This window comes from Thalassolituus sp. UBA2009 (assembly GCF_002335285.1).
Lineage (GTDB): Bacteria > Pseudomonadota > Gammaproteobacteria > Pseudomonadales > Oceanobacteraceae > Venatoribacter > Venatoribacter alkanivorans.
Map to the genome: position 1 here is coordinate 25092 of NZ_DDCJ01000068.1, position 23780 is coordinate 48871.

At 52.3% G+C, this 23780-nt stretch carries 21 protein-coding genes; 3 read left to right on the plus strand and 18 right to left on the minus strand.

The genetic code is table 11. The annotated features are described in order from the left end of the window. Positions 1–131: 131 nt before the first annotated feature. Together B3P58_RS08415 and B3P58_RS08420 are read right to left on the minus strand one after the other, a co-directional pair. Entirely contained in the window at positions 132–1616 is a 1485-nt protein-coding gene (locus B3P58_RS08415) for a hypothetical protein (protein WP_286716981.1), read from the minus strand. A 154-nt stretch (positions 1617–1770) separates the two neighbouring features. After that, the gene (locus tag B3P58_RS08420; protein ID WP_286716982.1) at positions 1771–2529 is read right to left on the minus strand and encodes a TSUP family transporter; all 759 of its coding nucleotides are present in this window, start codon (positions 2527–2529) and stop codon (positions 1771–1773) included. 103 nt (positions 2530–2632) lie between these two features. Between B3P58_RS08420 and B3P58_RS08425 the strand changes: the two genes are divergently transcribed. Then, positions 2633–3214, plus strand: coding sequence for a hypothetical protein (locus B3P58_RS08425; protein WP_225690645.1), 582 nt, complete (start codon positions 2633–2635; stop codon positions 3212–3214). A gap of 88 nt (positions 3215–3302) precedes the next feature. Here the strand turns inward: B3P58_RS08425 and B3P58_RS08430 are convergent, their stop codons facing one another. The 3 genes from B3P58_RS08430 to B3P58_RS08440 all read right to left on the minus strand — a co-directional run bounded on the left by B3P58_RS08430 (position 3303) and on the right by B3P58_RS08440 (position 7453). Next, a complete protein-coding gene (locus tag B3P58_RS08430) occupies positions 3303–4700 on the minus strand; it encodes a solute carrier family 23 protein (RefSeq protein WP_145470470.1) in 1398 nt (465 codons plus the stop codon). Positions 4701–5010: 310 nt separating this feature from the next. Further along, positions 5011–6453 (minus strand): exodeoxyribonuclease I, encoded by a 1443-nt coding sequence (sbcB, locus tag B3P58_RS08435; RefSeq protein ID WP_286716984.1) that lies wholly within the window; start codon positions 6451–6453, stop codon positions 5011–5013. Positions 6454–6481: 28 nt separating this feature from the next. Continuing rightward, on the minus strand, positions 6482–7453 hold the full coding sequence (locus B3P58_RS08440) for an alpha/beta fold hydrolase (protein ID WP_145470467.1): 972 nt from the start codon (positions 7451–7453) through the stop codon (positions 6482–6484). 254 nt (positions 7454–7707) lie between these two features. Between B3P58_RS08440 and B3P58_RS08445 the strand changes: the two genes are divergently transcribed. Together B3P58_RS08445 and B3P58_RS08450 are read left to right on the plus strand one after the other, a co-directional pair. After that, positions 7708–10434, plus strand: a complete 2727-nt coding sequence (locus tag B3P58_RS08445; protein ID WP_286716985.1) for a DUF349 domain-containing protein — start codon at positions 7708–7710, stop codon at positions 10432–10434. 218 nt (positions 10435–10652) lie between these two features. Continuing rightward, positions 10653–11315: a nitroreductase family protein gene (locus tag B3P58_RS08450; RefSeq protein ID WP_286716986.1), complete on the plus strand. Its 663-nt coding sequence runs from the start codon at positions 10653–10655 to the stop codon at positions 11313–11315. A gap of 57 nt (positions 11316–11372) precedes the next feature. Here the strand turns inward: B3P58_RS08450 and B3P58_RS08455 are convergent, their stop codons facing one another. The 13 genes from B3P58_RS08455 to B3P58_RS08515 form a co-directional block, all read right to left on the minus strand. Beyond that, a complete protein-coding gene (locus tag B3P58_RS08455) occupies positions 11373–11963 on the minus strand; it encodes a DUF4349 domain-containing protein (protein WP_286716987.1) in 591 nt (196 codons plus the stop codon). 106 nt (positions 11964–12069) lie between these two features. Beyond that, positions 12070–12753, minus strand: a complete 684-nt coding sequence (locus B3P58_RS08460; RefSeq protein ID WP_225690653.1) for a hypothetical protein — start codon at positions 12751–12753, stop codon at positions 12070–12072. Between the two features lie 18 nt (positions 12754–12771). Further along, complete coding sequence (locus B3P58_RS08465; protein ID WP_230331411.1) at positions 12772–13134, minus strand: hypothetical protein; 363 nt, start codon at positions 13132–13134, stop codon at positions 12772–12774. A gap of 69 nt (positions 13135–13203) precedes the next feature. After that, positions 13204–13875 carry an SDR family oxidoreductase gene (locus tag B3P58_RS08470; protein WP_145470457.1) on the minus strand — a complete coding sequence of 224 codons (672 nt, stop codon included), beginning with the start codon at positions 13873–13875 and terminating at the stop codon, positions 13204–13206. 184 nt (positions 13876–14059) lie between these two features. Then, entirely contained in the window at positions 14060–15313 is a 1254-nt protein-coding gene (locus B3P58_RS08475; RefSeq protein ID WP_230331412.1) for an oxygenase MpaB family protein, read from the minus strand. Between the two features lie 110 nt (positions 15314–15423). Continuing rightward, positions 15424–16164, minus strand: a complete 741-nt coding sequence (locus B3P58_RS08480; protein ID WP_286716989.1) for a hypothetical protein — start codon at positions 16162–16164, stop codon at positions 15424–15426. Between the two features lie 132 nt (positions 16165–16296). Beyond that, entirely contained in the window at positions 16297–17436 is a 1140-nt protein-coding gene (locus B3P58_RS08485; protein WP_145470452.1) for an acyl-CoA desaturase, read from the minus strand. 333 nt (positions 17437–17769) lie between these two features. Further along, the gene (gene nqrF, locus B3P58_RS08490; protein ID WP_145470451.1) at positions 17770–18993 is read right to left on the minus strand and encodes an NADH:ubiquinone reductase (Na(+)-transporting) subunit F; all 1224 of its coding nucleotides are present in this window, start codon (positions 18991–18993) and stop codon (positions 17770–17772) included. Between the two features lie 12 nt (positions 18994–19005). Further along, positions 19006–19620, minus strand: coding sequence for an NADH:ubiquinone reductase (Na(+)-transporting) subunit E (gene nqrE / locus B3P58_RS08495; protein ID WP_145470449.1), 615 nt, complete (start codon positions 19618–19620; stop codon positions 19006–19008). Beyond that, positions 19620–20282, minus strand: a complete 663-nt coding sequence (locus tag B3P58_RS08500) for an NADH:ubiquinone reductase (Na(+)-transporting) subunit D (RefSeq protein WP_145470448.1) — start codon at positions 20280–20282, stop codon at positions 19620–19622. Before B3P58_RS08500 ends, nqrE begins: the two co-directional genes overlap by 1 nt. Position 20283: 1 nt before the next feature. Further along, complete coding sequence (locus tag B3P58_RS08505; RefSeq protein WP_145470446.1) at positions 20284–21081, minus strand: Na(+)-translocating NADH-quinone reductase subunit C; 798 nt, start codon at positions 21079–21081, stop codon at positions 20284–20286. Beyond that, positions 21068–22282, minus strand: coding sequence for an NADH:ubiquinone reductase (Na(+)-transporting) subunit B (locus B3P58_RS08510; RefSeq protein ID WP_145470445.1), 1215 nt, complete (start codon positions 22280–22282; stop codon positions 21068–21070). The genes B3P58_RS08505 and B3P58_RS08510 overlap by 14 nt, the downstream gene beginning before the upstream one ends. 2 nt (positions 22283–22284) lie before the next feature. Then, positions 22285–23619 (minus strand): Na(+)-translocating NADH-quinone reductase subunit A, encoded by a 1335-nt coding sequence (locus B3P58_RS08515; RefSeq protein WP_230331414.1) that lies wholly within the window; start codon positions 23617–23619, stop codon positions 22285–22287. Positions 23620–23780: the final 161 nt, after the last annotated feature.

Below are 23780 nucleotides of genomic sequence, written 5' to 3' on the forward strand. Positions count from 1 at the left end.
AGTAGCAGGCTGATAATCATGCACATTGACAGCCCTATCTCTACTGCGCCCTACTGGGCGCAGGCGGTGGCGGTCAGGCGCCTCAACCGCCTGCTTTTAGCTCACAGAGAAACCGGCTGTCAGCCAGGACTTCAGAACTCATCGAGTATCGCTGTAGGATTGGCTTTCAGACCATATAAATAAATATCTGAGCTGAAATTAATGCCTTTTTTCTTCTTAATTCTGAACGTTGTCTCAGAGCAACGGTGAGACAGCTGAACATGGCTATGCCGGTAATTCTTATGATTTGACGTTCTGTGGTATCCGGAATCACTGCGACTGATATCAAATACAGCGTCCTCAGGTAAACACAAGGTAACTTTACGGACATGGGTTTTTCCCGACCGGAACCGTTTAGCGTAACGCTTATGAACAGTTACCGGCATCCACTCAGGAATCAGCGATCCATCCATAATCTCAGAACACGCCATTCCCTGATACGTGCAGGTCTGAGATACCGGCGCGTCGCATAAAGCAAATTTATCGGCATCTGAACACTGGGCAGTTTTTTCTTTAGCAAGATCAAAAGCCGCACGGCATGAATCTTCGATTGCTGTACCATTGTCCAGAAGATTATTCGCCAGTTGGCGGTGCAGCCACCAGTCATTCCCCATCCCCCAGAAGCGACTGCAACGCTTATCAAGAGAAGATTGCACCTGCAGCCAGCGTGTGTAATTACGACGCTCACTTTCAACAGATAATGTTTCAAATGGGTAATCACTGACAAAAGTATAAACCGGAATAGGAGAATAATAGCTGTCATTATACAATCCGTTAACAAAGTCTATAAATTCACCAAGGCTCAGCACAATTACGCTGAAGTCAGAACCTGGGTTTAACCCACTGGTACTAATAGAAAATCCCAATTGATATTTTTTATGCTTTGAAAGCATATCCTGCTTTTCGATATCAGTGACATTGCCATCCATTATCTCAGACAGACTTTCAGATAACCGGACAACGTCGGCTTTACTGACAACAGATGATCCTTCAACCGATAACACTTTTATCCGAAAACCAGCCTGTATTCCCATCTGTATCCTGGAAATGTAACCATCCCCGCAACGATCACGGAAAGGAGCAAGCCCATTGGAATACACTGCCAAAGAGGAATCATTTAAATCAGACAATGCATCAATTGGCTTTGATATTAATTCATATACAGGTTTTAAGAACCTTCCAACGATAATACCTGGATAGTCCTCACCGTCAGCCGCCACTTCTGTAGTATCGAAATAGAGCGGGCCATCATTTAGCAGATAGCCACTCGGATCATCCCCGTTAAAATCCCAGGAAATAAACTGAAATAATTCATCGGCGTTCTCAACAACAGCAATATCTTTCCGCATTTCACGATTTAACTCGATATTCGCAGATACCATATCATCTGGATTCTGGGTCAGGCAGCGCTGAACTATGGGGGTATTTTTTATACGATCGAAAGATGCACCAAGAGCAACCAGATAAGAGGGAACCAGTGAATGATCAAAGCGCTTATTTTCACTCAAAGCCGTTGTCGCATAACATAAAGACAGCAGCATTGTTACGGCAAGAAATGGTAAGTTTTTCATCGACATCCCTGATCTCATTACGCCACGTCATTGTTGGCGCCGGCCACATTAATAGTTACATCTGTTAATTTCAAGAGAATTCCCTGTACAGGTCGGTGCAGTGACCATCCACAACGCCTCCTCTTCTCTCTTGATTTCAGGGCCTGGCTAATCACAGGCCTTAGCCATTCTTAAGCAACAGGCTGATGCTCATGGCAATGCATACAGCAACGGTCATCAGACGGACAAACACCACGCCGCGCCGTACCGCCGTTGCCGCCCCCAGACGAGCGCCCAGCGCCTGCCCCAGCGCCATGCTTAAACCGACAACCCATGCAATCTGACCCGATAAAATAAAAATCAACAGTGAAACAACATTAGTGGTGAAATTCAGGAGTTTGGCATGTGCAGTGGCCTGCAGCATATTCATGCCACGCAGCTGACAATAACCCAGAGTGAAAAAGGTGCCGGTACCCGGCCCGAAAAAACCATCATAAAAGCCAACGGCCGGAGCCGCACTGGCGTTAAATTGCCCGGCGCTCAGCCTTGCGTTTGTTTCCTCTTCTCCTGCTTTACGTGCCAGCAGTAAATAAAGAGCAATCATGATTAAGGCATAGGGCATAACCGCAACCAGCAAGGCGCTGTCGAACCACTGCACAGCCACAGCACCCGCCGCCGCCCCTGCTGCGGTCAGGGCAATACTCCAGCGCTGCCTGCCGGGATTTACCAACCCTTCACGGATAAAAAACCGGGTTGCGGTAAAGCTGCCAAAGCACGCCTGCAGCTTATTGGTGGCAATCGCCTGCACCGGATTCAGCCCGGCGACCAGCAGGGCCGGGATGGTCAGCAGCCCGCCTCCTCCGGCAATGGCATCAATAAAACCCGCCGCACCGGCCACCAGCGCTAACAAAAGCAACACATCAACAGATAACTCAGGCATAGTATTCTTTGCGGAAGATAAACATTGATTATCATACGCGAAGGCCGGGGGTGCAGACAGGGGCGCTTTCCGGCCTGCTGCGATGGCGTCAGACGGAGCCTTTATGACCTCAGATATTCACCACACCCAGGACGGTAAACCGTTAAGTCACTCCGATACGGAGAAGCGACGGCTGGAACGTGATGCGGCCAAGCTCTTTATGCGGGCCTATGAGCGGGAATTTCATCAGCCAATCCGTCATATCTGGCATAACGAACCGGCCAAGCCGGATATTTCCTGTTATTTACAGGGCGAAGCGCTGGATCTGGAAATCGCACATTTATATGCCAGCGAGAATGAAGCACGTATTGCCTCTGGCGACCACCCGCGGGAAACCGATCATAATCACTACCATGGCGATGACCATCTGTGGAGTTATCTCGCCGACCTCGCCAGTCTGGAAAGCGGCCGTAAACTGCACACTGCACTTAACCGTATTCTGGTGAATAAAGCGCGCAAGCGTTATCACTCCAAACGCGTCTGGCTGGTTATCCGCAATGCCAGTCCGCTGTGGAACCGCGATGATTTTTTACCCATTGTCCGCCATCTGAAACTGCCCCACCATTGTTTTGAAAAAATCTGGTTACTACCGGATTTTCCCGGCGAGCAGGAGCTGATTGAAATCAGCCGTTCTGCGGCAAAATAATCAGCCGCCTTTATCAGCCAGAACAGTAGCGCGAAAATAAAAAAGCCCCACTCCAATGAGCGGGGCTTTTCAGCACATCAATAAATACTTATTTACTTTCGGTGCTTTCCTGCGGGTCGGCGAACATAAATTCGTCTTCCGTTTTATGTTTGCCCATCAGTCTTGGGCGCTCAATCAGGAAGTACAGCAGCAGACCGATAATGACCGCATACACAGTGGATTTAGGGTCCGGCATCGCCAGAGTTACCGCCACAATACCGGCCACACCACGTTCGGTTGGGTTACGCAGTTGTTCCATGCCCACCATGATGCAGATATAAGCGGTCAGGATCAGCGTCAGTGACAGCGCAATCGGCAGTACCGGTTTAAACATGGTCACCAGTGGCAGACAGAACAGTGCGAGTAAACCGGTCAGCCAGAAGGTACCACCACCACTGTAGATAGAATCCATCGCTTTACGGCCCATGGCATAACGCTCAGCTACGGTTGCGTGTGCAGCCGTCCACAGCGGACCAGCCAGACCTGGCCACGGAGCGAAGAAGGCATGAATACCATTACGGATCGCGGTAACAACGTGCACGCGGTCAACGTTGGTTTCAATTTTTTCGTCGGTACGGACCTTGTCGATACGCTCAACCAGAGTAAAACCAACAATGATGTCACCAAAGGCAATCACGTAAGCAATTAACGCAGTTGGAATGGCCAGCAGGAAAACATCCCAGCCCGGGAAGCCAACAGCAAAGGTCAGGTAATTAGCCATCAGAGCGAAGTCTGGCTGAGTGATACCCCACTGGATATCCGGCAGCGGATATTCACCCACAATCCAGCCGACAATCATGGCGATAATCATGCCCGGCACCATACCGAAGTTAGCAATACGACGGGCAATGGCTGACTGTTCAACGACGTTTTTAAACGACAGCGAAAACAGCACATAGGCTGAAACAACGGAACCGATAATCAGCGAAATCGGTGTCGCATCCACACGGCCACCGGTTTTTAATTCGCCCATTAAGGCGGCAATACCGGCACCGATAATAATGCCCGACTTCAGGGAGTTAGGAATCACCTGAACCAGTTTTGAACCCCAGCCGGTCAGACCGAGAATCAGGAAGATCAGCGTCACTTCAATCTGCAAAGCAAATAACGCTTTAATAGCATCCGGGCCTGGTTCAAAGCCGTTCAGAAACAGAATAACCACCGGAATCGCCGGCGTAATCCAGCCCGGAACCAGAGGTACACCCAGCAAAGCCGGCAGAATATAACCAAGGCCCGCGATAAAGGTAAAAGCCAGAGCCGCTTCATACGGCATGCCCAGATATTTTTCCAGCAATGGAATCATGGCCAGACCAACCACAAACATTACCAGACCCTGAATGGTTTCAGCCATTTCCCAGCGGTAATGAACAAAAGGCAGTCGGATCTTAAACGGTCCGGCAGGCCAATACGGTTGTTCGCCTCCCGGCGTACGTTGCTGCATTTGCATAAGTGCTCTCTTCCTCGTTTATTGTTGTTTGCGTCTGTTATGAGTTATCAGAGCGCGGACATTAAAGAATGAAGAAAGCATTAGCGATAGCAGTGCACACCACCTTAGTCTTAAAATTAAACCAAGGTCGTACGTATTTTTTGTCTGCGGAAAAATACTGATTTTATCCAGTGATTTTTAAGCAATAGTGCTATGCCGGAAGCAGTAACAAAAGGCAATAATTGCCAATAGATACCCATGAAAAGGTTAAAAAAAACGCCGTACCAAAAATCAGTACAGCGTTTTTTTATTGGCTGAAAGCACAGCTCAGTCAGTACGCATCGTAAGGATAAATCGATTCGGCATACACCTGCAGATCCTGAATCCACTGCAGTTTAACCGGGTCATCGGCTACCTGTTGTGCCGCCAATTGCAACTCACGGGCGAAGCGCTCGTAATTCATCACCGGTGATGCCGGGTCAGTGTGCATCAGACGCGCCATACGGTGCTGCTCCCAGCGCTCACGTTCGGCCTCGTTGAGTGTATCGGGAAAATTACGCGCACGGTAACGGAACAGCATTTCCTCGCCACGGCGATCCTTAAATGGTGCCGGCCAGTCGGCCAGATCCCAGGGCGATAACTCATGTACGGTCTGCATTGCCTGTTTATCGGAGGATGGGAAAAACGCATCGTACAGCTGGCTGTCGACATCGATCGCCGGCGCAAATTCACGGCCGCTGAAGACCTGATGCAGCTTGGCAGTTAAATCGCCATTATTTTTAATCTGTGCCAGATGACGGCGTAAGGTTTCACCACTCAGGTTCCAGCGCGCTGCCTGATCCGGCGTCAGGGTATTGGCCGGCGCCAGCACCGGCGCTTTATTGATATGAATTTCTTTCAGCGGCAGACGGGTCATGCCTTCCGGCATATCGGCGCTACGGGTAAACACCCGCTGCTGTATTTCTTCGGCACTTAATTCAAACAGTGGCGTTGGGTCCTGATGCAGGTCGAAGGCAATAAAAGAGTTTTTATTGCTCGGGTGCCAGCACAGCGGTACAACCACCGCCATACAGCCCTGCTCAACCGGAAACATACCGGAAATATGCACCAGCGGTTTATGGTTAAGCACATCCACCAGCGCGCCGACCTGGGCTTTTTGCCGCAGACCATAGAGGTAGCGATACAGCTTAGGCTGCTTATCTTTAATCAAACGCGCCAGCGCAATGGTGGCACGCACATCAGAGACCGCATCGTGCGCCTTACCATGATCCAGGCCGTTGGCCGCGGTCAGGTGCTCGAGCTTAAAGCTTTTACGGCCGTCATCATGCTCCGGCCAGACAATACCCTCGGGGCGCAAGGCATAGGCGCAACGCACCACATCGAGTAAGTCCCAGCGCGAATTACCGCCCTGCCACTCACGGGCGTAAGGGTCATAAAAATTACGGTACAGGCCGTAACGGGTAAATTCATCGTCAAAACGAATGCTGTTATAGCCGGCGCTGCAGGTACCCGGCTGGCTGAATACGTCGTTAATGCGACCGATAAAATCGGTTTCGCTCAGACCTTTGCTCTGACAATCCTGCGGTACGATGCCGGTAATCAGCACCGCCTGCGGATGCGGCAGGTAATCGTCGCTCTGCTTACAGAACAGCTCGATGGGTTCTTCAATTTCATTCAGGTCTTCATCCGTACGGATCGCGGCAAACTGTGCCGGGCGATCCCAGGCCGGACTGGCGCCAAAGGTTTCGTAGTCGTACCAGACAATCGTATTCACACTCTTTGTTCCTCAGGCGCCTGAAATCTCAGTCGCCGCTTGCGGTTGCTGCCGGCAGGGTAAAGATTTTGCCGGTCTGCAGGAAGCTGCGTGCATCGCGGGCGCTCTGCACCGGCAGCTCTTCCATCGGCATATGGCCGACGCCTTCGTAGGTAATCACACTGACATTGGCCAGATCACGGCGGAAACGCTCCATAATATCCAGCGGTACCCACTCGTCTTCTTCGCCCCAGATCAGCAGGGTTGGTACACGGATCTCTGCCACCCGATCACCCAGATGCGGGTTATCGCTCTGCTCTTTCATGGTACGGAATACATTCACCAGCCCTTTACGGTTACCCGGACGCAGGGTCAGATCGTGGTAACGGTGAACCAGTTTATCGTCGACCTTGCTGTCATCGCCGTAGGCCGCACGCACATTCATGCCCACCATAAAGCGTGGCATCATCAGGGTGCTCATCTCGCCGATCAGCGGCCAGGAAGCAAAATCCATAATAAACGGCATATCCTGCGGATAACCGGCGGAATCCAGCAGAATCAGTTTTTCCACCCGGTCAGGACGGTGCAGCGCATAATTCCAGCTGATATAACCACCCAGCGAGTTACCGGCGAGAGACATCTTGTTCACGCCCAGTTTGTTCAGGAATTTATCCAGCTTGTCGACCATATAGCCGATGTTATAGCGCTCCATCTTCGGGTCCGGACCGGTCAGACCATGAGCCGGCAGATCCAGGCGGATAATGCGGTAGCTGCCTTTCAGTTCATCCACCCAGCCATCCCAGGTGTGCAGTGATGACGCCACGCCGTGCAGCAATACCAGCACCGGGCCCTGGCCTTCATCGCGGTAATGGATCACCAGATCATCGACCGCTAAAAATTTGGATTGTTCGTTGGTGTAGTTCTGGGTCAGCTCCGACAGCGGACGCGAGCCAACGCCCATAGATGCACAGCCAGTTAAAGCCAGCAGGCTGATCATCAGCAACAGTTGGATGGATTTCATGCGATACCCCGAGGTGATTTTCTTATTGTTTTAACCAGCGATGCCTGCGCGGTGCACGTCCTTTAATGCCGACAACGCCTTGTGCCACAGCCGTGCCAACCATAAGGCAACCGACCGGGCTGAACTTTATCACAGCTGTTTTCAATCGTCTTGCGCCACTGAGCGCGCTTTCTGCGAATAACAGCCCTTCCCTATTCAGGTGCGAAGGGTACAATGACCGCGCTTTTTTTTGTGACAGTTTGGACGGAATCCCGATGGCGTTATTCAAGAAGTTTTTCAGACCCAAAGTACGGATTGAGAAGTGGCAGGATGCAAACCCCGAAGTACGCCGACAGGCGCTGCAGGATCTTAAATCACCCGACCAACTGATCACCTTCGTTAACAACGAATCCCAGGCTGAGCTGCGTCAGCTGGCCATTGCCCGCATTGATCAGCACAGCGCCCTTGAGCAACTGCTGCACAGCGCCCGTGACGATGTGCGCCAGGCCGCCCGCAGCCGTCTGCTGACCCAGCTGCTGCCAGCCAACAACGACCTGAGCCAGATTCAGGATTCGCGTTTGTTAGTGCAGATTGCCGGTCTGACCGACGACAACGAACTGCGTCTGCAAGCCATTGCCCGCATCAGCGACGAACAGGAACGCCTGCAACTGGCGCGTACCCACGCTGTTGCCAAAGTGCGTCTGGCCGCCGCCGAAGGCATCGACAGCCCGGAACTGCTGCAGCAATTACTGGATCACGCTCAGGGCAAAGACAAAGCCATCTACCGTCTGTGCAAAGACCGCCTGGCCGCTCACAAAGCCGTACAACAGGAACGTCAGGCGCAGACCGATGCCATCGATAACCTGCTGGCGCAGGCGAAATATCTGAACAAGGTCGGCTATCACCCGGAATTTAACGGCAAGCTGCAACTGCTGAACAAACAATGGCAGGAACTGCAGGCTCAGGCTGACACCACAACTGCCGCCAGCATCAATGCCGAACTGGCTCAGGCCAATGCCCTGCTCAGCGCCCATGCCGAAGAAGAACAGCGTCAGGCGGCCGCCCGTGCTGCTGCCAGCGAAGCCGCAAGCCAGCAGGAACAACTGCTGCAGCGCCTGAGTCAGCTGGCTGAAGATGCCGCCGCTGAGCCACAAACAGATATCAGCGCCGCCTTACAGCAGCTGCAGCAGGACTGGGATCAGGCCTTTCATCAGCACAAACCCGCCGCAGAACAAGCACGCCGCTTTGAAAATCAGCTGCAACAGTTACTGGCTCTGCAATCGGCCAATCAGCATTACAGCGCGCAGCAGGAAAAACTGCAGAAATGGCTGGATGCCCCCTTAGCCGATGATATGAACGGCCTGAAAAATACCGCCAAGCAGGCCCAGCAATGGCTGAAGCAACTGGCCTGGCCACAAGCCTTACCGGCCCCGGCCTGGCTGAATGCCATTCACAACAAACAGCAGCAGGCCGAAGCGGCCCTGGCACAGCTGCAACAGCAACAACAGGCGCGGCTGAATACCCTCGACCAGCAGCTGAGTGCACTGGAACAGGCGCTGAACGATGGTCAGCTGAAAGACGCCGGTCGCCTCAGTCAGCAGGTACAGCAGAATCTGCGTCAGGTAGACAGCCAGGCTGCGCAAAGCGCTCAGCGTCAGTACCGCAGCCTCAGCGCCCGTCTGCAGGAAATGCGCGACTGGCAGGGCTTTGCCACCACACCGAAAAAAGAAGCGCTGGTCAGTGCTATGGAAGCCCTGATCAATGCCGATATTGATGCCGGTATTCTGGCCGACAAAATTCACGCCCTGCAGGAAGAGTGGAAAACCCTCGGCCACGCACCGGCCGATCAGGCACTGTGGGAGCGTTTTCAGGCCGCCGGCGATCAGGCTTTCGAGCCTTGCCGTGCCCATTTTGCCGCCATTGCCGAACAGCGTAACCGCAACGTTGAGCTGCGCCAGCAACTGACCGCCGAGCTGCTCAGTTACGAAGCGGCGATGGACTGGAGCAACGCCGACTGGAAAACCGTACAGAAAACACTGGATGCCGCGCGTGAAACCTTCCGCCAGTATTCACCGGTAGAACGTAATGCCCATAAGAGCACTCAGGAAGCTTTCCAGCAGGCCTGTGATGCCATTTATGGCCATCTGAAAGCCGAATACGACCGCAATCTGCAGGCCAAACAGGCACTGGTAGATAATGCCGCAGCACTGATTGAGCAGGACGACCTGAGCGGCGCCATTGATCAGGTCAAACAGCTGCAACAGCAATGGAAAGCGATTGGCGTAACGCCCCGTAATCCGGATCAGAAACTGTGGAAGCAGTTCCGCAGCCACTGCGATGCGGTGTTTGCCCGCCTGGACGAAAGCAAAGCCGAACGCAAGGCACAGCTCGAACAGGTTATCAGCAACGCTGAGGTACTGGTGCAACAGGCCGCCGAACTGCTGAACGGTGCCAGCGAAGCGCAATTACCACAACTGCGTGAAGCCCTGGCCGACATCAAACAACAGTTCTCAGCACTGGAGCTGCCGCGCAGCGCCCATCAGCGCCTGAGCAAACAGCTGCAGGACCACGAACAGCAACTGCAGGACCTGCGCCAGCAGCAGCAGAAACAGGCCGAACAGGCACGCTGGGCCGGCCTGATCAGCCGTCTGCAGAACCTCGGCGCCGACGATGTACAATGGGCAGAAGCCAGCAGTGCTGCCCTGCCACAGGGCTACGACGAAGCACTGTTCAGTCAGGCCCGTGAAAACAGCAGCAAAGCCGATGAGAGCGCGCAGGATTTATGCATCCTGATGGAAATTCTGGCCGACAGTGACAGTGCCGACGCCGATAAAGCACGCCGTATGGCACTGCAGGTTCAGCGTCTGGCCGAAGGCTTAGGTAAAGGTCTGACCCCGGCGCAGGAACGTCAGCAACTGGTTGAACGCTGGCTGAATGCCAGTGGCAACCGCGATGCAGCCCTGCAGCAGCGTTTTATTCAGGCACTGCAGGCCAGTCTCTGAGCCGCTGCCCTGAAGCATAAAAAATAAGGCCTGCGGCGGCACTGCGCCGCCGTGGGCTTCTCCGTTATCATCCCCGCCCTGCTCTCCGTCTTACCCTGCAGCTCCCTCTCAGTTACTGTCTTTATCTGACTCCTTTTCTGGCACATCTGCCCTGCCCGGAAAACGCGTTCACTGCTAACATCAGGTCGGTGTATTCACTGATAATAAGAGACTGAACGATGTCCCTGAGCGAAATCCTTAATTCCCGCTACTCTGTCCGTGCTTTTAAAAAAGATCCGGTCGAGCAAAGCATCCTCGAAGAAGTATTTACCGCCGCTCAGCGCGCGCCATCCAACTGTAATGTTCAGCCCTGGCAGACCTATGTGGTATCCGGTGCGAAAAAAGATCAGCTGAAAAACCTGTTAATCGGCACGGTCATGAAGCAACAACAACCGGAGCCGGACTTTAACTGGAAGGTCGCTTACGAAGGCATTCACCGCGAGCGTCAGTTCGGTTCAGCCAATGCGCTGTACAGCTCGATGGGTATTGCCCGTGAAGACAAGATGAAACGCAACATGGCGATGCTGCGCAACTGGGCATTTTTTGATGCACCGCACGTGGCTTTTTTCACCATGGATACCTATCTCGATATTATGGGTGCGGTTGATGTGGGTATTTATGCGCAGACCCTGACACTGCTGCTGAAAGAACGCGGCATCGACAGCTGTATGCAGGGTGCGCTGGGACAATTCCCGCAGCCGGTGCGTGAATTCCTTGAATTACCGCAAGGTCGTGGTGTGCTGTTCGGTATGTCGTTCGGTTATGCCGATGAAAATGCCGACGCCAATAAAACCCGCACCGACCGTGCTGCACTGCAGGATGCAGTGACTTTTGTCAGCTGAATAAAATGTCAGCTGAATAAAAAAACCGCTGCGGCAAGCCGCAGCGGTTTATCTTTTTTATTCAATCACAAATAATTTACTGACAGCCCAATACAAACCCCAGCCGATATAACCCAGCGGCCCCAGAGTCACTTTCTTTTCCAGCGTTACGCGGATTTCCGACAGCGCGACCTGCTGGCGCAGGACTTTGCGGCGGCCTTCATAGGTATCGATTTCGGTCTGCAGGCGGCTGATTTCTTTTTCAATCACCAGAATATCTTCGATCTTTTCTGCCCGGTTGAGCAGCACTTTCATGCGCTCACGCAGGGCAATCAGGTTGGCTAGTCTGGCTTCATAATCAACAATTTCGCTGGTGACATCCTGGGTGCGGATATTCTGATCGCTGACCTCTCCCAGAGTACCCAGACGCTGAACGGTTTTATCAAACTGAACCTCAGGTACACGCAGCGACAGACGACGGGTTTTATCGCCTTCATCGTAAGACGAATCGACATACCCTTCAGCCTCGTTCAGTACCGCCTTAACACCTGCCGATGCAGAGCTGATATCTTCAACCACCAGCGTCAGCGAAGCGGATTTGATAATCAGACGACCATCCACCGGCGCTTGCGCCTGCTCAGCTGCGTCATAGCTAATATGCTGATTCATCGGAGCAGCGCAGGCCGACAACAGAAAAACGAAAACAAGCAGAGGGAGTTTAAAAAACAGATCCGGATATTTCATAGAGTCCTTTACGAATAACGGAGAAAGAATATTAAGGGGCCGGGCTGCTGACCACCGGATAGGCTAACTCGCCCCAGTCCTGATGCTGGGCTTCCAGCATAATATCGACAAACACCGGCACCAGCGTCTGCAGAAGATTGGCGCCGTCGATTACCTGCTCGCGGTTAACCCGGCTTTTATAAGTCGCACCGCCACGCACCACCTGATTATGCAGAACGAATAATCGGTCGAGTACGATGGTGAGTAATTCGGGGACTTTTTTGCGGCTTAAGCAATTCAGCGCGGCAACTGAGGATTCATCAAAGGCTTTACGCCAGTCGTCGTTACCGGCGCGCTGGCTGACCCAGAACGGCGCAAACACAAAAGGGTTTTTCAGCAGGGCTTTAACCGGCCCGGAATACTGATGCCAGAGGCAATGGTAGATTTTATTGTGCTGATCAAAACTGACCAGCTGCTGCACAAAACGCTGTACGGCGTGCTGATCTTCCAGCGGCTGACCGCCAACATCCACCGAACAACAGGCACTGAAGGCGATCCAGCCACTGATAAAACGCAGATCATCATCGTCCTGTTGTGCCTGTGCCGCCTGCAACCAGCTTAATGCCCGGTGCAGACGGGTCGAATGCAGCTCATTCAACAGATCACGCTGCGCACGCAGACGTTCTTTTAAAACGTCTGCATTAATGACGCCCGGCTCTGTGACTGAAACAGTCATCGCTCTGTTAAACCCTGCTCAGCCGCAGCAGTTCTCATGACCATCCGGAAAGTCGATGGCCATATAGATAGAGCTTTGCGGGAATTCGGCCGGATAAGCCATATAAAAATGCGTGTTCTCATCGGTTGGCCACCAGCAGGAAGCTGCACGGGGTACATCGGCCAGGGTAATACGCTCAATACAGTACTGCAGGTTCAGACCCTGAGTTTCCGGGAAAATCTCAGCAAAGTCTGCCGGAAAACCAGCCTCAACGGTGTTCAGTTTGTCTTCGATTTTCAGTTCACGCAGTTTCTTTTCCCATTCCGGGTCCTGGCTGCATTCAACAAAAAAATCGGCCAGATAACGATTGTGGAATTTCTTGGTGATACGACGGTTAGACATGTTCTGTTCCTGTTATTTGTGTGTGCTTTCTGCCATATCGGCAGAAAGCAGAATCAATATGCGCTGTTGTTACCAGGGAAGGGGCTGGCCATTGGAATGCCAGAAACCACCCGTGTTGGACAGATTCAGCTCATCAATACGGGCTGCCAGACCTTCTGCCGCCTGCGCCGGAGTAATATCACCATTAAAGCCAACCATACGGGTCTGAACAAACCCCGGATGCAGCTGCGCTACAGCGATGCCGCGCGGCTCCAGATCAACGGCCAGCGATTTACCAAAAGCATTAAGAGCTGCTTTGGAGGCGCGGTAACCGTAATAACTGCCGGAGGTGTTGTCGGCAATAGAGCCCATACGACTGGTAATATTGGCGATTTTGCTGCCTTCGCCCATAAATGGCAGTAAAGCGCAGGTCAGTTTCAGCGGCACAATAGCATTAATATCCAGCTGCTGCTGAATGGTATCGAAATTCATTTCTTCCAGAGTTTCGTTACAGAACAGACCAGCATTATTGATCAGAATATCCAGCTCGCCTTCCAGTAATTGCTCAAGAATACTGGTGACCGCAAAAATGCTTTCATCGTTAGTCAGATCAATACCACTGATGACCTGATCGGCAATATCTTCCAGCTCATCGCTGGTTTCACGGCAAACACCGGTCACGGAATCCCCGCGGGCGGCATACAGCTTCGCCAGCTCCAGACCAATTCCCCGGTTTGCACCGGTAATTACTACATTTGCCATCAGGGCCTCCTGGTATTGGGTGTTCGTTGGCGTTTATACGCGATTAACCGGCGGCAATACTACCCTGTTTTGCCGCTTCTTCACACCAACACCACCAATACGGAGTGTCCCATCAGCCCCCTGAACGGGCGACTGAATACACACCAGCTGAAAACATCAGGCACATAAGGATAACGGTATAAAATCAGCGGGTGAGTGTTTTCTTATCCGCAAAACTGACAGCCCGCCCCTGCAACCTGCTGTTCACAATATAAGCCTGCCCCTTACGGCCATACTGCTGCAGCCAGCGGTCAAAGCGTGGTGAAACCCGCGCCATGATGTCGGCCAGACGCAAGAACGGAAACTGCAGTAATGGCAGCAGACCCAGCAAAGGTGTACGCGGTAAATCCAGTGCGCGACGAATGTCTGCGGGAATAAAAAATGTCGCGTAACTGCGGTGAAACCAGTAAACAAAGTACTGATAAAAACGGCTGCCCGGCACCTGGCGGAAACTTTCCAGATAAGACGCCGCCAGCTGGCGACTGTCAGCATCCGGGTTTACCCGGCTGCCGGTGGCAATGATGTACAGCCAGTCGATGCCCTGCTGACGGTTTTGCGGCAACAGTTCAATATCATCGCCCATCAGATACGCCACATAACGCCACAGATGCAGTATGGCTTCCAGATCACGGTTACTGAAACGCCAGCCAAGCATGCTCAGGCCAGTCATCATCATCATGGAAAACGCCACGTTGGTGGCCAGTGCATCGCCCTGATTAATCGGCAGGCCCCACTCTTCGCTGTTCCAGTCCGGGTGTTGCAGTAAACGCCGGCGTACCAGCGCATGCATGACGCGCACATGCACGGCAGCGCTGTAACCAGGCGCACCCCGCTCCAGCCCTCCCGGCGTGGTGACATCAAACCAGAACGAGGTGGTTTCCGACACTCGGTCAAACGAGCTGTTGCCGCTCAGGGCGCCGGTAAAAGCCAGCGGCTTGGAGATATCGCTGTTGGCATAACCGCCCAGTAAGGAGAAATCCCCCAGCGCGTACATAGCAAACCGGCCGCAGCGGTGAATGACGGCACAGGCATGGCTCAGCTTGTCAGCGTCCAGCCAGTCAGGTGTTTGCTCGGCCTGCTGCAGCAGCGCTTTCAGCGCGGGGGTACGGTCATCGAGAATATGACTGCCATCGTGAATGGCTTTCTTCAGCAACTGCTGCGGATGAATGCCTGCGGCACGCAGCTCGGGATTGGCAAAAAGCTCAGCGGCGACCGCATCACCCAACTCATCACTGCGGTAATAGCTGGCAGCAACGGCGTCGGTCAGCTCTGCCGGAGGGTTTGGTTTCTTCCCCATCAGCAGCTTCAGCCCCCAGGCAATTTTGCGGGATCGTCCCCGGCCCTGCTCTGCCAGATAAACAAAGCGCGGGGGATGTTGCGGGTGCGGTTGCTCGGACATAACAGTCTCTCTGCTGCGGTGATTGAATGATCACCGCAGTATTTCAGAAAGCCGGAAAACTGAACAATGACAGATCGGCCGATCTGTCAGGGAAGCAGCTGCGCCCGGTGTCAGGGAGCAGTTGCCGATGCGCAGTTAGTGCCCGCTGCGGTTTCACAGTATTTCAGCAGGACGTTTTCACCATTACTATCCCAAGTCATGATGGTGTACGGATGGTCGCCATCCACTGGTAGACTGACAGCTACCGTGCGGCCACTGCGGTCTGCGCTGATCTGCGTTTCGATCAGGCTATCCTGCACACCTGCGGTATAGCCCTTCAGCGTCCATTCGTATTTCGAAGATTCGAGTGCGCGCACAAGGTGGCCATCTTCATACTGGTATTCGTTGTAACCACAGTCTGCAGATTGCTCCATGCGGATAGTTAGCTCGTTTTCAGCATCGTAGCCATCTTGTGTGAAAAGCCAGATTTCACCTTCAGCATTATGGCTGTAGTCCAGATATTTAGTTGGCTGATCTTGCTCGTTAGTCCAGCGCGGGCCAGGGTGCATTATTCCTTCATTGCTGCCCGACACCATCAGCAAAATACCCAACTGAGCCATGCCCACAAGATTCTCAGGGTCAAGTCCACCACCAACAGGAAAACCGGAATAACCACCCTGGTAGGCAGAAAAGCTGCCGGCATATTCAGGCACCGGAATGCTTAAGTTCTGACTTTTATCGGCACTGCAATCAATTGCCTGAGTTCCGTTACCCAGGTCACCACCCTGATCACCGCCATCAGAAGAGTCACCAGCACCACCGCCACACGCCGTTAACGCAAAAACAAACAGATACAAACCAAAGTGTTTCATTTTCTATTGACCACTCAAATTACTGATAAATATATTTTCAGTGATTAAGGGGCAATAAAAAACCCTGCAAGTTTAAACCTGCAGGGTTCGTCACAATACAGCCTTTAATCCGCTACGGATTGCGTCAAAAAATTAACCGGTGGTAAATTGTGCCGTCAATAACTTCAGACGCTTCTGCTGCATTTTCAGCGAGTATTCCAACTCTTTGTAACGCGTATGCAGAGCTGCCTTCTCCCATTTTTCCTGCAAATGGCGACGGGTTTCCTGATACTTTTCTGACTGCAGTTCAGTCCATTCGGCCAGCATCACTTTAAATTCTTCGTATTCTTTTTCCAGCAGGTGCGACCACTTGTCGGAATTTTTCGATTTCGCCAGACGCTCCTGAGCACGCTTAAACTGCATTTTCAGTTTGGCACGCTGAATTTTAAAATCCGGAACTACACGCAGATTTTTCGCCAGCCCAAGCATAGAGCAGCTTTTGATCAGCCATTTTGTCGGATCCCACTGCCACCATTTGATACCATTACGGTAATCGGTCTGAAAGATATGGTGATAGTTATGGTAACCCTCACCAAAGGTCAGAAAGGCAAAGAAATGATTATCGCGGGCAGTGTTTTCATCGGTATAGGGCTGTGAGCCCCACTTGTGCGCGATGGAATTAATAAAGAAGGTAAAGTGGTGTGTGGTCACAATGCGCAGTACACCAGCCAGCAGGATCATGCCCCAGAGATCATCAAAAATCAGACCCAGAGCAACCGGAATACCAATATTCATGCCCAGAGCGATCGGGATGTAGTACTTGTATTGCCACATCACAATCGGATCTTTCATCAGGTTTTTAACGTTGTCGAAATTCACTACACCGCTTTTATACTGACGAACCATCCAGCCCATATGAGAAAACCACAGACCACGTCTGGCGGAATACGGGTCCAGCTCGACATCATCAACGTGACGATGGTGAACCCGGTGGCCGGAACTCCAGTGCAGAATCGTGTTCTGCAGCGCCATGGCTCCGAACAGCGCGTACCAGAGACGCAGGCTCCAATGCGCTTCATAAGCATTGTGTGACCACAAACGGTGATAACCCGCAGTAATGGCAAGCTCAGTTGCCGAGGTCAGCAGGATATAAAACACCAGCGCTGCCAGCGTGTAGCCATAGGTGATTCCGTACCAGGGCACCAGTGTCAGTGCAGCCAGTCCCGTTACGGAGAACATAATGGCAGGAACCCAGTTTATGGGGGCAACTTCTTTATTATTGGTATCGCTCATAAGGCTCTTTCTTTATGGATATACAGACAACACGGAATACAGACCGGCTGTTAAATCTGTGTGACATGATACCTGATTGTAGCTATTCCGGCACCGCAGCGAACGTAAAGGCTTGCGCTAAATCATCCCGTCTGTCTGTTTTCTGTACAGAATTCCCGGCAAACGGAGCATAAGCGCAGAGGGACTGGCGTCCCATAAAAATCAAGCCTCAGATTATTTACTATCAGGAATAAGTGAAAGTAAAAATACTTATAGGAGCAACTGTCTGTACGCCCTGCTTCCCTGAGGCATAAAAAAACCGCGCTGTGCGCGGTTTTTTCAGGGTTCCGGTGATCAGCCACCGAAATCATCGAGCATGATATTTTCCGGTTCAACACCCAGACTCAGCAGCATGTTGATCACGGACTGGTTCATGATCGGAGGTCCACACATGTAGAACTCACAGTCTTCCGGCGCCGGATGGTCACGCAGATACTGTTCGTACAGCACGTTATGGATAAAGCCGGTCAGGCCTGTCCAGTTATCTTCAGGCTGCGGATCAGACATAGCCACATGCCATTCGAAGTTATCGTTCTCGGCCGCCAGCTGATCGTATTCATCCTGATAGAACAGTTCACGCAATGAACGCGCACCGTACCAGAAGCTGATCTTACGCTTGGAACCCAGACGCTTCAGCTGATCGAAGATGTGTGAACGCATCGGCGCCATACCAGCACCGCCACCGATAAACACCATTTCGGCATCGGTGTCTTTGGCAAAGAACTCACCAAACGGACCGTATACGGTTACTTTGTCACCTGGTTTCAGGTTGAAGACATAAGAAGACATGATGCCCGGATTAATACCCTTGCTGCCCGGAGGTGGGGTCGCAATACGGATATTAAATTTCACCAGACCACGCTCTTCCGGATAGTTAGCCATGGAGTAAGCACGGATGGTGTCTTCTTTATTGACCGCTTTCAGATCAAAGAAGCCAAAGCGTTCCCAGTCACCACGGTATTCTTCCTGAATGTCGAAATCAGAGAAATTGATCTCATACGGAGGACATTCCAGCTGAACGTAACCACCGGCACGGAAGTCTACGCTTTCGCCTTCCGGCAGCTTCAGAGTCAGTTCTTTAATAAAGGTTGCCACGTTAGGGTTGGAAACCACGGTGGTTTCCCATTTCTTAACGCCGAACACTTCTTCCGGAACTTCAATCACCATGTCCTGCTTAACCGGTGCCTGACAAGACAGACGCCAGCCTTCGCGGGCCTCACCTTTAGTGAAGTGGGACTCTTCCGTTGGCAGCATTTCACCACCACCGCTTTTAATCACACACTTACACTGGGCACAGGTACCGCCACCACCACAGGCAGAGGACAGGAAAATATTGTTGGCAGCCAGGGTTTGCAGCAGCTTACCACCGGCTTCCGTTTCAATGGTTTTCTCGCCATTGATCAGAATTTTTACGTTACCAGAGCTGACCAGCTTGGCACGGGCGCCGAGAATGATGAATACCAGTGACAATACAATCACGGTAAACATCACAACGCCGAGGATGATTTCAATATCCAAAATATCGACTCCTTACAGTGACACGCCAGAGAATGACATGAAACCCAGCGACATCAGACCAACGGTCATAAAGGTGATGCCCAGTCCCTGCAGACCTGCAGGAACGTCACTGTATTTCAGTTTTTCACGAATACCGGCCAGTGCAGTAATCGCCAGGGCCCAGCCCAGACCTGCACCAACACCGTATACCGCACTCTCACCAAAGGTGTAGTCACGCTCAACCATGAACAGCACCGCACCCATAATGGCGCAGTTAACGGTGATCAGTGGCAGGAACACACCCAGAGCGTTGTACAGCGACGGAACGTACTTATCGAGTACCATTTCCAGAATCTGTACCATCGCCGCAATCACACCGATATAGGTCAGCAGGCCTAAGAAGCTCAGATCGACAGTAGCGAAATCCGGGCTGATCCAGGTCAGTGCGCCTTCTTTCAGCAGCAGACCGTAAATCAGGTTGTTAACCGGTACAGTGATCGCCAGTACCACGATAACCGCTACACCCAAGCCGATAGCGGTCTGGATTTTTTTCGAAATCGCCAGGAAGGTACACATGCCGAGGAAGAAGGCCAGCGCCATATTCTCAACAAAGACCGCCTTAACGAACAGACTGATATAGTGTTCCATTAATGGCCTCCGGAATGCTCAGTGTTAGGCAGAATTTTGAACTCTGCAGTTTCCACCTGATCTTTCTTCCAGGTACGCAGTACCCAGATAAACAGACCGATAATGAAAAACGCTGACGGTGGCAGCAGCAGCAGACCGTTAGACTGGTACCAGCCGCCATCCTGAATCAGCGGCAGAATTTCGAAGCCCAGCAGTTTACCGGCGCCAAACAGTTCACGGATGGTACCAACGGTGATCAGCACGACCGAGTAACCCAGACCATTACCGATACCATCGAAGAAGCTCAGCACCGGACCATTTTTCATGGCAAAGGCTTCAGCGCGGCCCATTACGATACAGTTGGTGATGATCAGACCAACGAATACCGACAGCTGTTTGCTGATGTCATAGGCATACGCCTTGAGGATCTGGTCCACCACAATAACCAGCGAGGCAATAATGATCATCTGCACGATGATACGGATATTGTTCGGGATATGGTTACGGATCAGGGCGATACCAAAGTTCGAAAATGCAGTTACCGAGGTCAGTGCAATACACATCACCAGCGTAACCTGCAGACTGGTGGTTACTGCCAGCGCAGAACACACACCCAGAATCTGCACAGCAATCGGGTTTTTATTAAACAACGGGTCCAGCAGGACATTTTTCATATCAGACATATTAAGCCCCCTGTCCTTTCAGTTGAGTCAGCAGTTTGCCGAACGCCATATCGCCAACCCAGAATTTCACCAGATTATCGACACCGCGACTGGTCAGAGTCGCACCGGACAGACCATCGACCTGGTTCAGGTTGCCTTCGGCCGCACTACCTTTCACAACAGTGATAGCAAGCTCGCCTTTGGCGTTATGCAGTTTTTTACCAATCCACATGCCTTTCCACTTCGGATTGTCGACTTCACCACCCAGACCCGGAGTTTCTGCGTGAGCGTAGAAACCGAGACCAGCGATGGTTTCCATATCGCCCTCAAGAGCGATAAAGCCATACAGGGTCGACCACAGACCGTAGCCATGGACAGGCAGAACCAGAGTGTCGATCGTGCCGTTTTTCTCAACCATGTAAACCGCAGCGTATTTCTCCAGACGCTTGATACTTGGCTTGTCTTCAGCACCAGACAGCTTGCGTGACAGCGCAGGCAGTTTGGAAGACTTACGCTGATCGAAGTTATCCGGATTCAGGTTAGCGGCACGGATTTCATCCAGCTCAGACTCGGTCGCAAAACGACCGGCTTCCAGATTCACAATACGGGTTGTGACCTGTTTGAACTGCTCAGCAACAGGCACGTCAGCCTGATACAGGCCAGCCGCCTGCAGTACTGCGGCTTTCTTGTCATTGGCTTTGTTTTCGTTCTGCTTCTGACGCAGCCCGACCGCAGCGCCGGCTACGATAACGGAACACACCAGACACAGCAGAATGGCGACCACCAGGGTCTTCTGAATGCTGTCATTATTGGCTGACACGGGCAGTCCTCCGCTTAATATTTGCCTGAACCACGAAGTGGTCAATCAAAGGTGCAAACAGGTTGGCAAACAGAATCGCCAGCATCATGCCTTCAGGGAATGCCGGGTTAACCACACGGATCATCACCACCATAAAGCCGATCAGAGCACCAAAGAACCACTTACCTTTATTGGTCATGGAAGCCGATACCGGGTCGGTCGCCATAAAGATCATACCGAAGGCAAAACCACCCAGAACCAGATGCCAGTACCATGGCAGCGCAAACATCGGGTTAGTATCAGAACCAACAGCGTTCAGCAGCAGCGTGGTGGCAACCATACCGATCATGACACCGGCAACGATACGCGCAGAGGCAATACCCATCACCAGCAGAACAGCACCACCAATGAAAATCGCCAGTGTGCTGGTTTCACCCATAGAGCCCTGAATCGTACCGATAAAGGCATCCATCCAGCTGACGCCGTTGTCGATGATGCTCTGCACACCACCTTCTGCGGCGTTACTCAGAGCGGTCGCACCGCTGAAACCATCGGCTGCAGTCCATACCGCATTACCGGACATATTGGCCGGGTAAGCGAAGAACAGGAATGCACGGCCGGTCAGCGCCGGGTTAAGGAAGTTTTTACCGGTACCACCGAAAATTTCCTTACCGATCACCACACCAAAACTGATGCCCAGAGCCACCTGCCACAGCGGAATGCTTGGCGGCAGAGTCAGAGCAAAGAGTACAGAAGTAACGAAGAAACCTTCGTTCACTTCATGGCGGCGGATGGTCGCGAACAGCACTTCCCAGAAGCCACCAACAATAAAGGTAACGGCATACACAGGAAGGAAGTAGGCAGCACCAAAGACAAAGTTGTCCCAGATACTGGCGGCGTTATGAGCGCTGCCGCCCAGCAGAGCGATCAGCATTTCACGCCAGCCTTCAATCGCAGTACCAGCACCGGCAGCCAGTGCTTCGTTAGCCTGCAGACCGATGTTGTACATACCAAAGAACATAGCCGGGAAGGTACACAACCACACAGTGATCATGATGCGCTTCAGGTCGATACCATCACGTACGTGAGCCGTGTTGTTGGTCACGTTTGGTGGTGAGTAAAGACCGGTGTCTACCGCTTCATACAGCGGATACATTTTTTCAAACTTGCCACCCTTTTCAAACTTGGGTGCCAGGCTGTCGAGCATACTACGCAAGCCCATGATTAACCCTCCGCCTGAATTCGGGTGAGATTTTTCCGCAGAATCGGACCGTATTCATATTTGCCCGGGCAAACAAAGCTGCACAGGGCCAGGTCTTCTTCATCCAGTTCCAGAGCGCCCAGATTGATGGCGGTATCCATATCTTCAACGATCAGCGCACGCAGCAGCTGAGTTGGCAGGATATCCAGCGGCATGATTTTCTCATACGCGCCCACCGGTACCATTGCACGCTCAGAACCATTGGTCGTGGTGGTGAAGGCAAAGGTTTTCTTCAGCAACTTGGACAGGTAGATAGGCATTACGGAGAAGCGGTTAGCACCCGGGGTCAGGTAATGCAGCATCGGACGTTCACGCCCTTCACGCAGCACGGAAACCTGATTGTGGTAACGACCCAGGAACTGACTTTCGCCAGTGGCGGTACGGCCACCAAATACAGAACCGGAAATAATGCGGTTCTCGCCATCGGCCAGCTCACCCTCAGTCAGCTGTGCCAGACTGGCACCGACCTGAGTACGGACCAGACGCGGTTGCTTAACCTGAGGACCCGCCAGAGAGATCACACGGTCAGTGTACAGTTTACCGGTGGTAAACAGCTGACCCACTGCAATCACATCCTGATAACCAATGCTCCACACCACACGCTCTGCACTCACGGCAAACAGGGTATGAATATGGGTACCGGTCAGACCTGCCGGGTGCGGACCGGCAAATTCTTCAGTGGTTTCAACACCAGCAGTCGGGATATTGGCTCCCGGCGCTTTACAGACAAACAACGGACCTTCAGTCAGTTGCTTCAGCACGGTCAGACCGTTCTTGAACGCTTCAGCCTGCTCATTAATCACAAGCTCCGGGTTCGCCGCCAGTGGATTGGTATCCATGGCATTGACGAAAACCGCCTGCGGACGTGAACCCGGCGCAGGAACGCGGGAAAACGGACGGGTACGCAGTGCTGTCCACAATCCGGAATTCACCAGATTCGCCTGAACATCATCAGCAGACAGCGATGACAACTGCTGCGGCGCATAACTCTGGAAGGTTTCTTCATCCGCGCCATCCACATCGATAACAACGGACTGGAATACCCGACGCTCGCCACGGTTAATGGCTTTTACCACGCCGGCAGCAGGAGCTGTGTACTGAACACCTTCGGTTTTTTTATCGGTGAATAACACCTGGCCTTTCTTGACTCGATCACCTTCCTGTACCGCCATTGTTGGCTTCATACCAACGTAATCTGCTCCGAGTACAGCTACTTGCGTAACGGCACGCCCTGCAGAAATGACTTGTTCAGGAGTTCCGGTGATTGGTAAGTCGAGACCCTTCCTGATATTGATCATACGCCTCGCCTAATCACTGTTGCTTCCAAGGTCGTTGCTCCCGGCGTGCAAAAAAGACGCACAACACCCCCTCTCTCACCAAGGTTGCGGTACGTTCGATCACTTTTTACACAGGAAACAAGTACTTGGACTCATTTTCCAAGTTAAAAATCGCGCTAAGT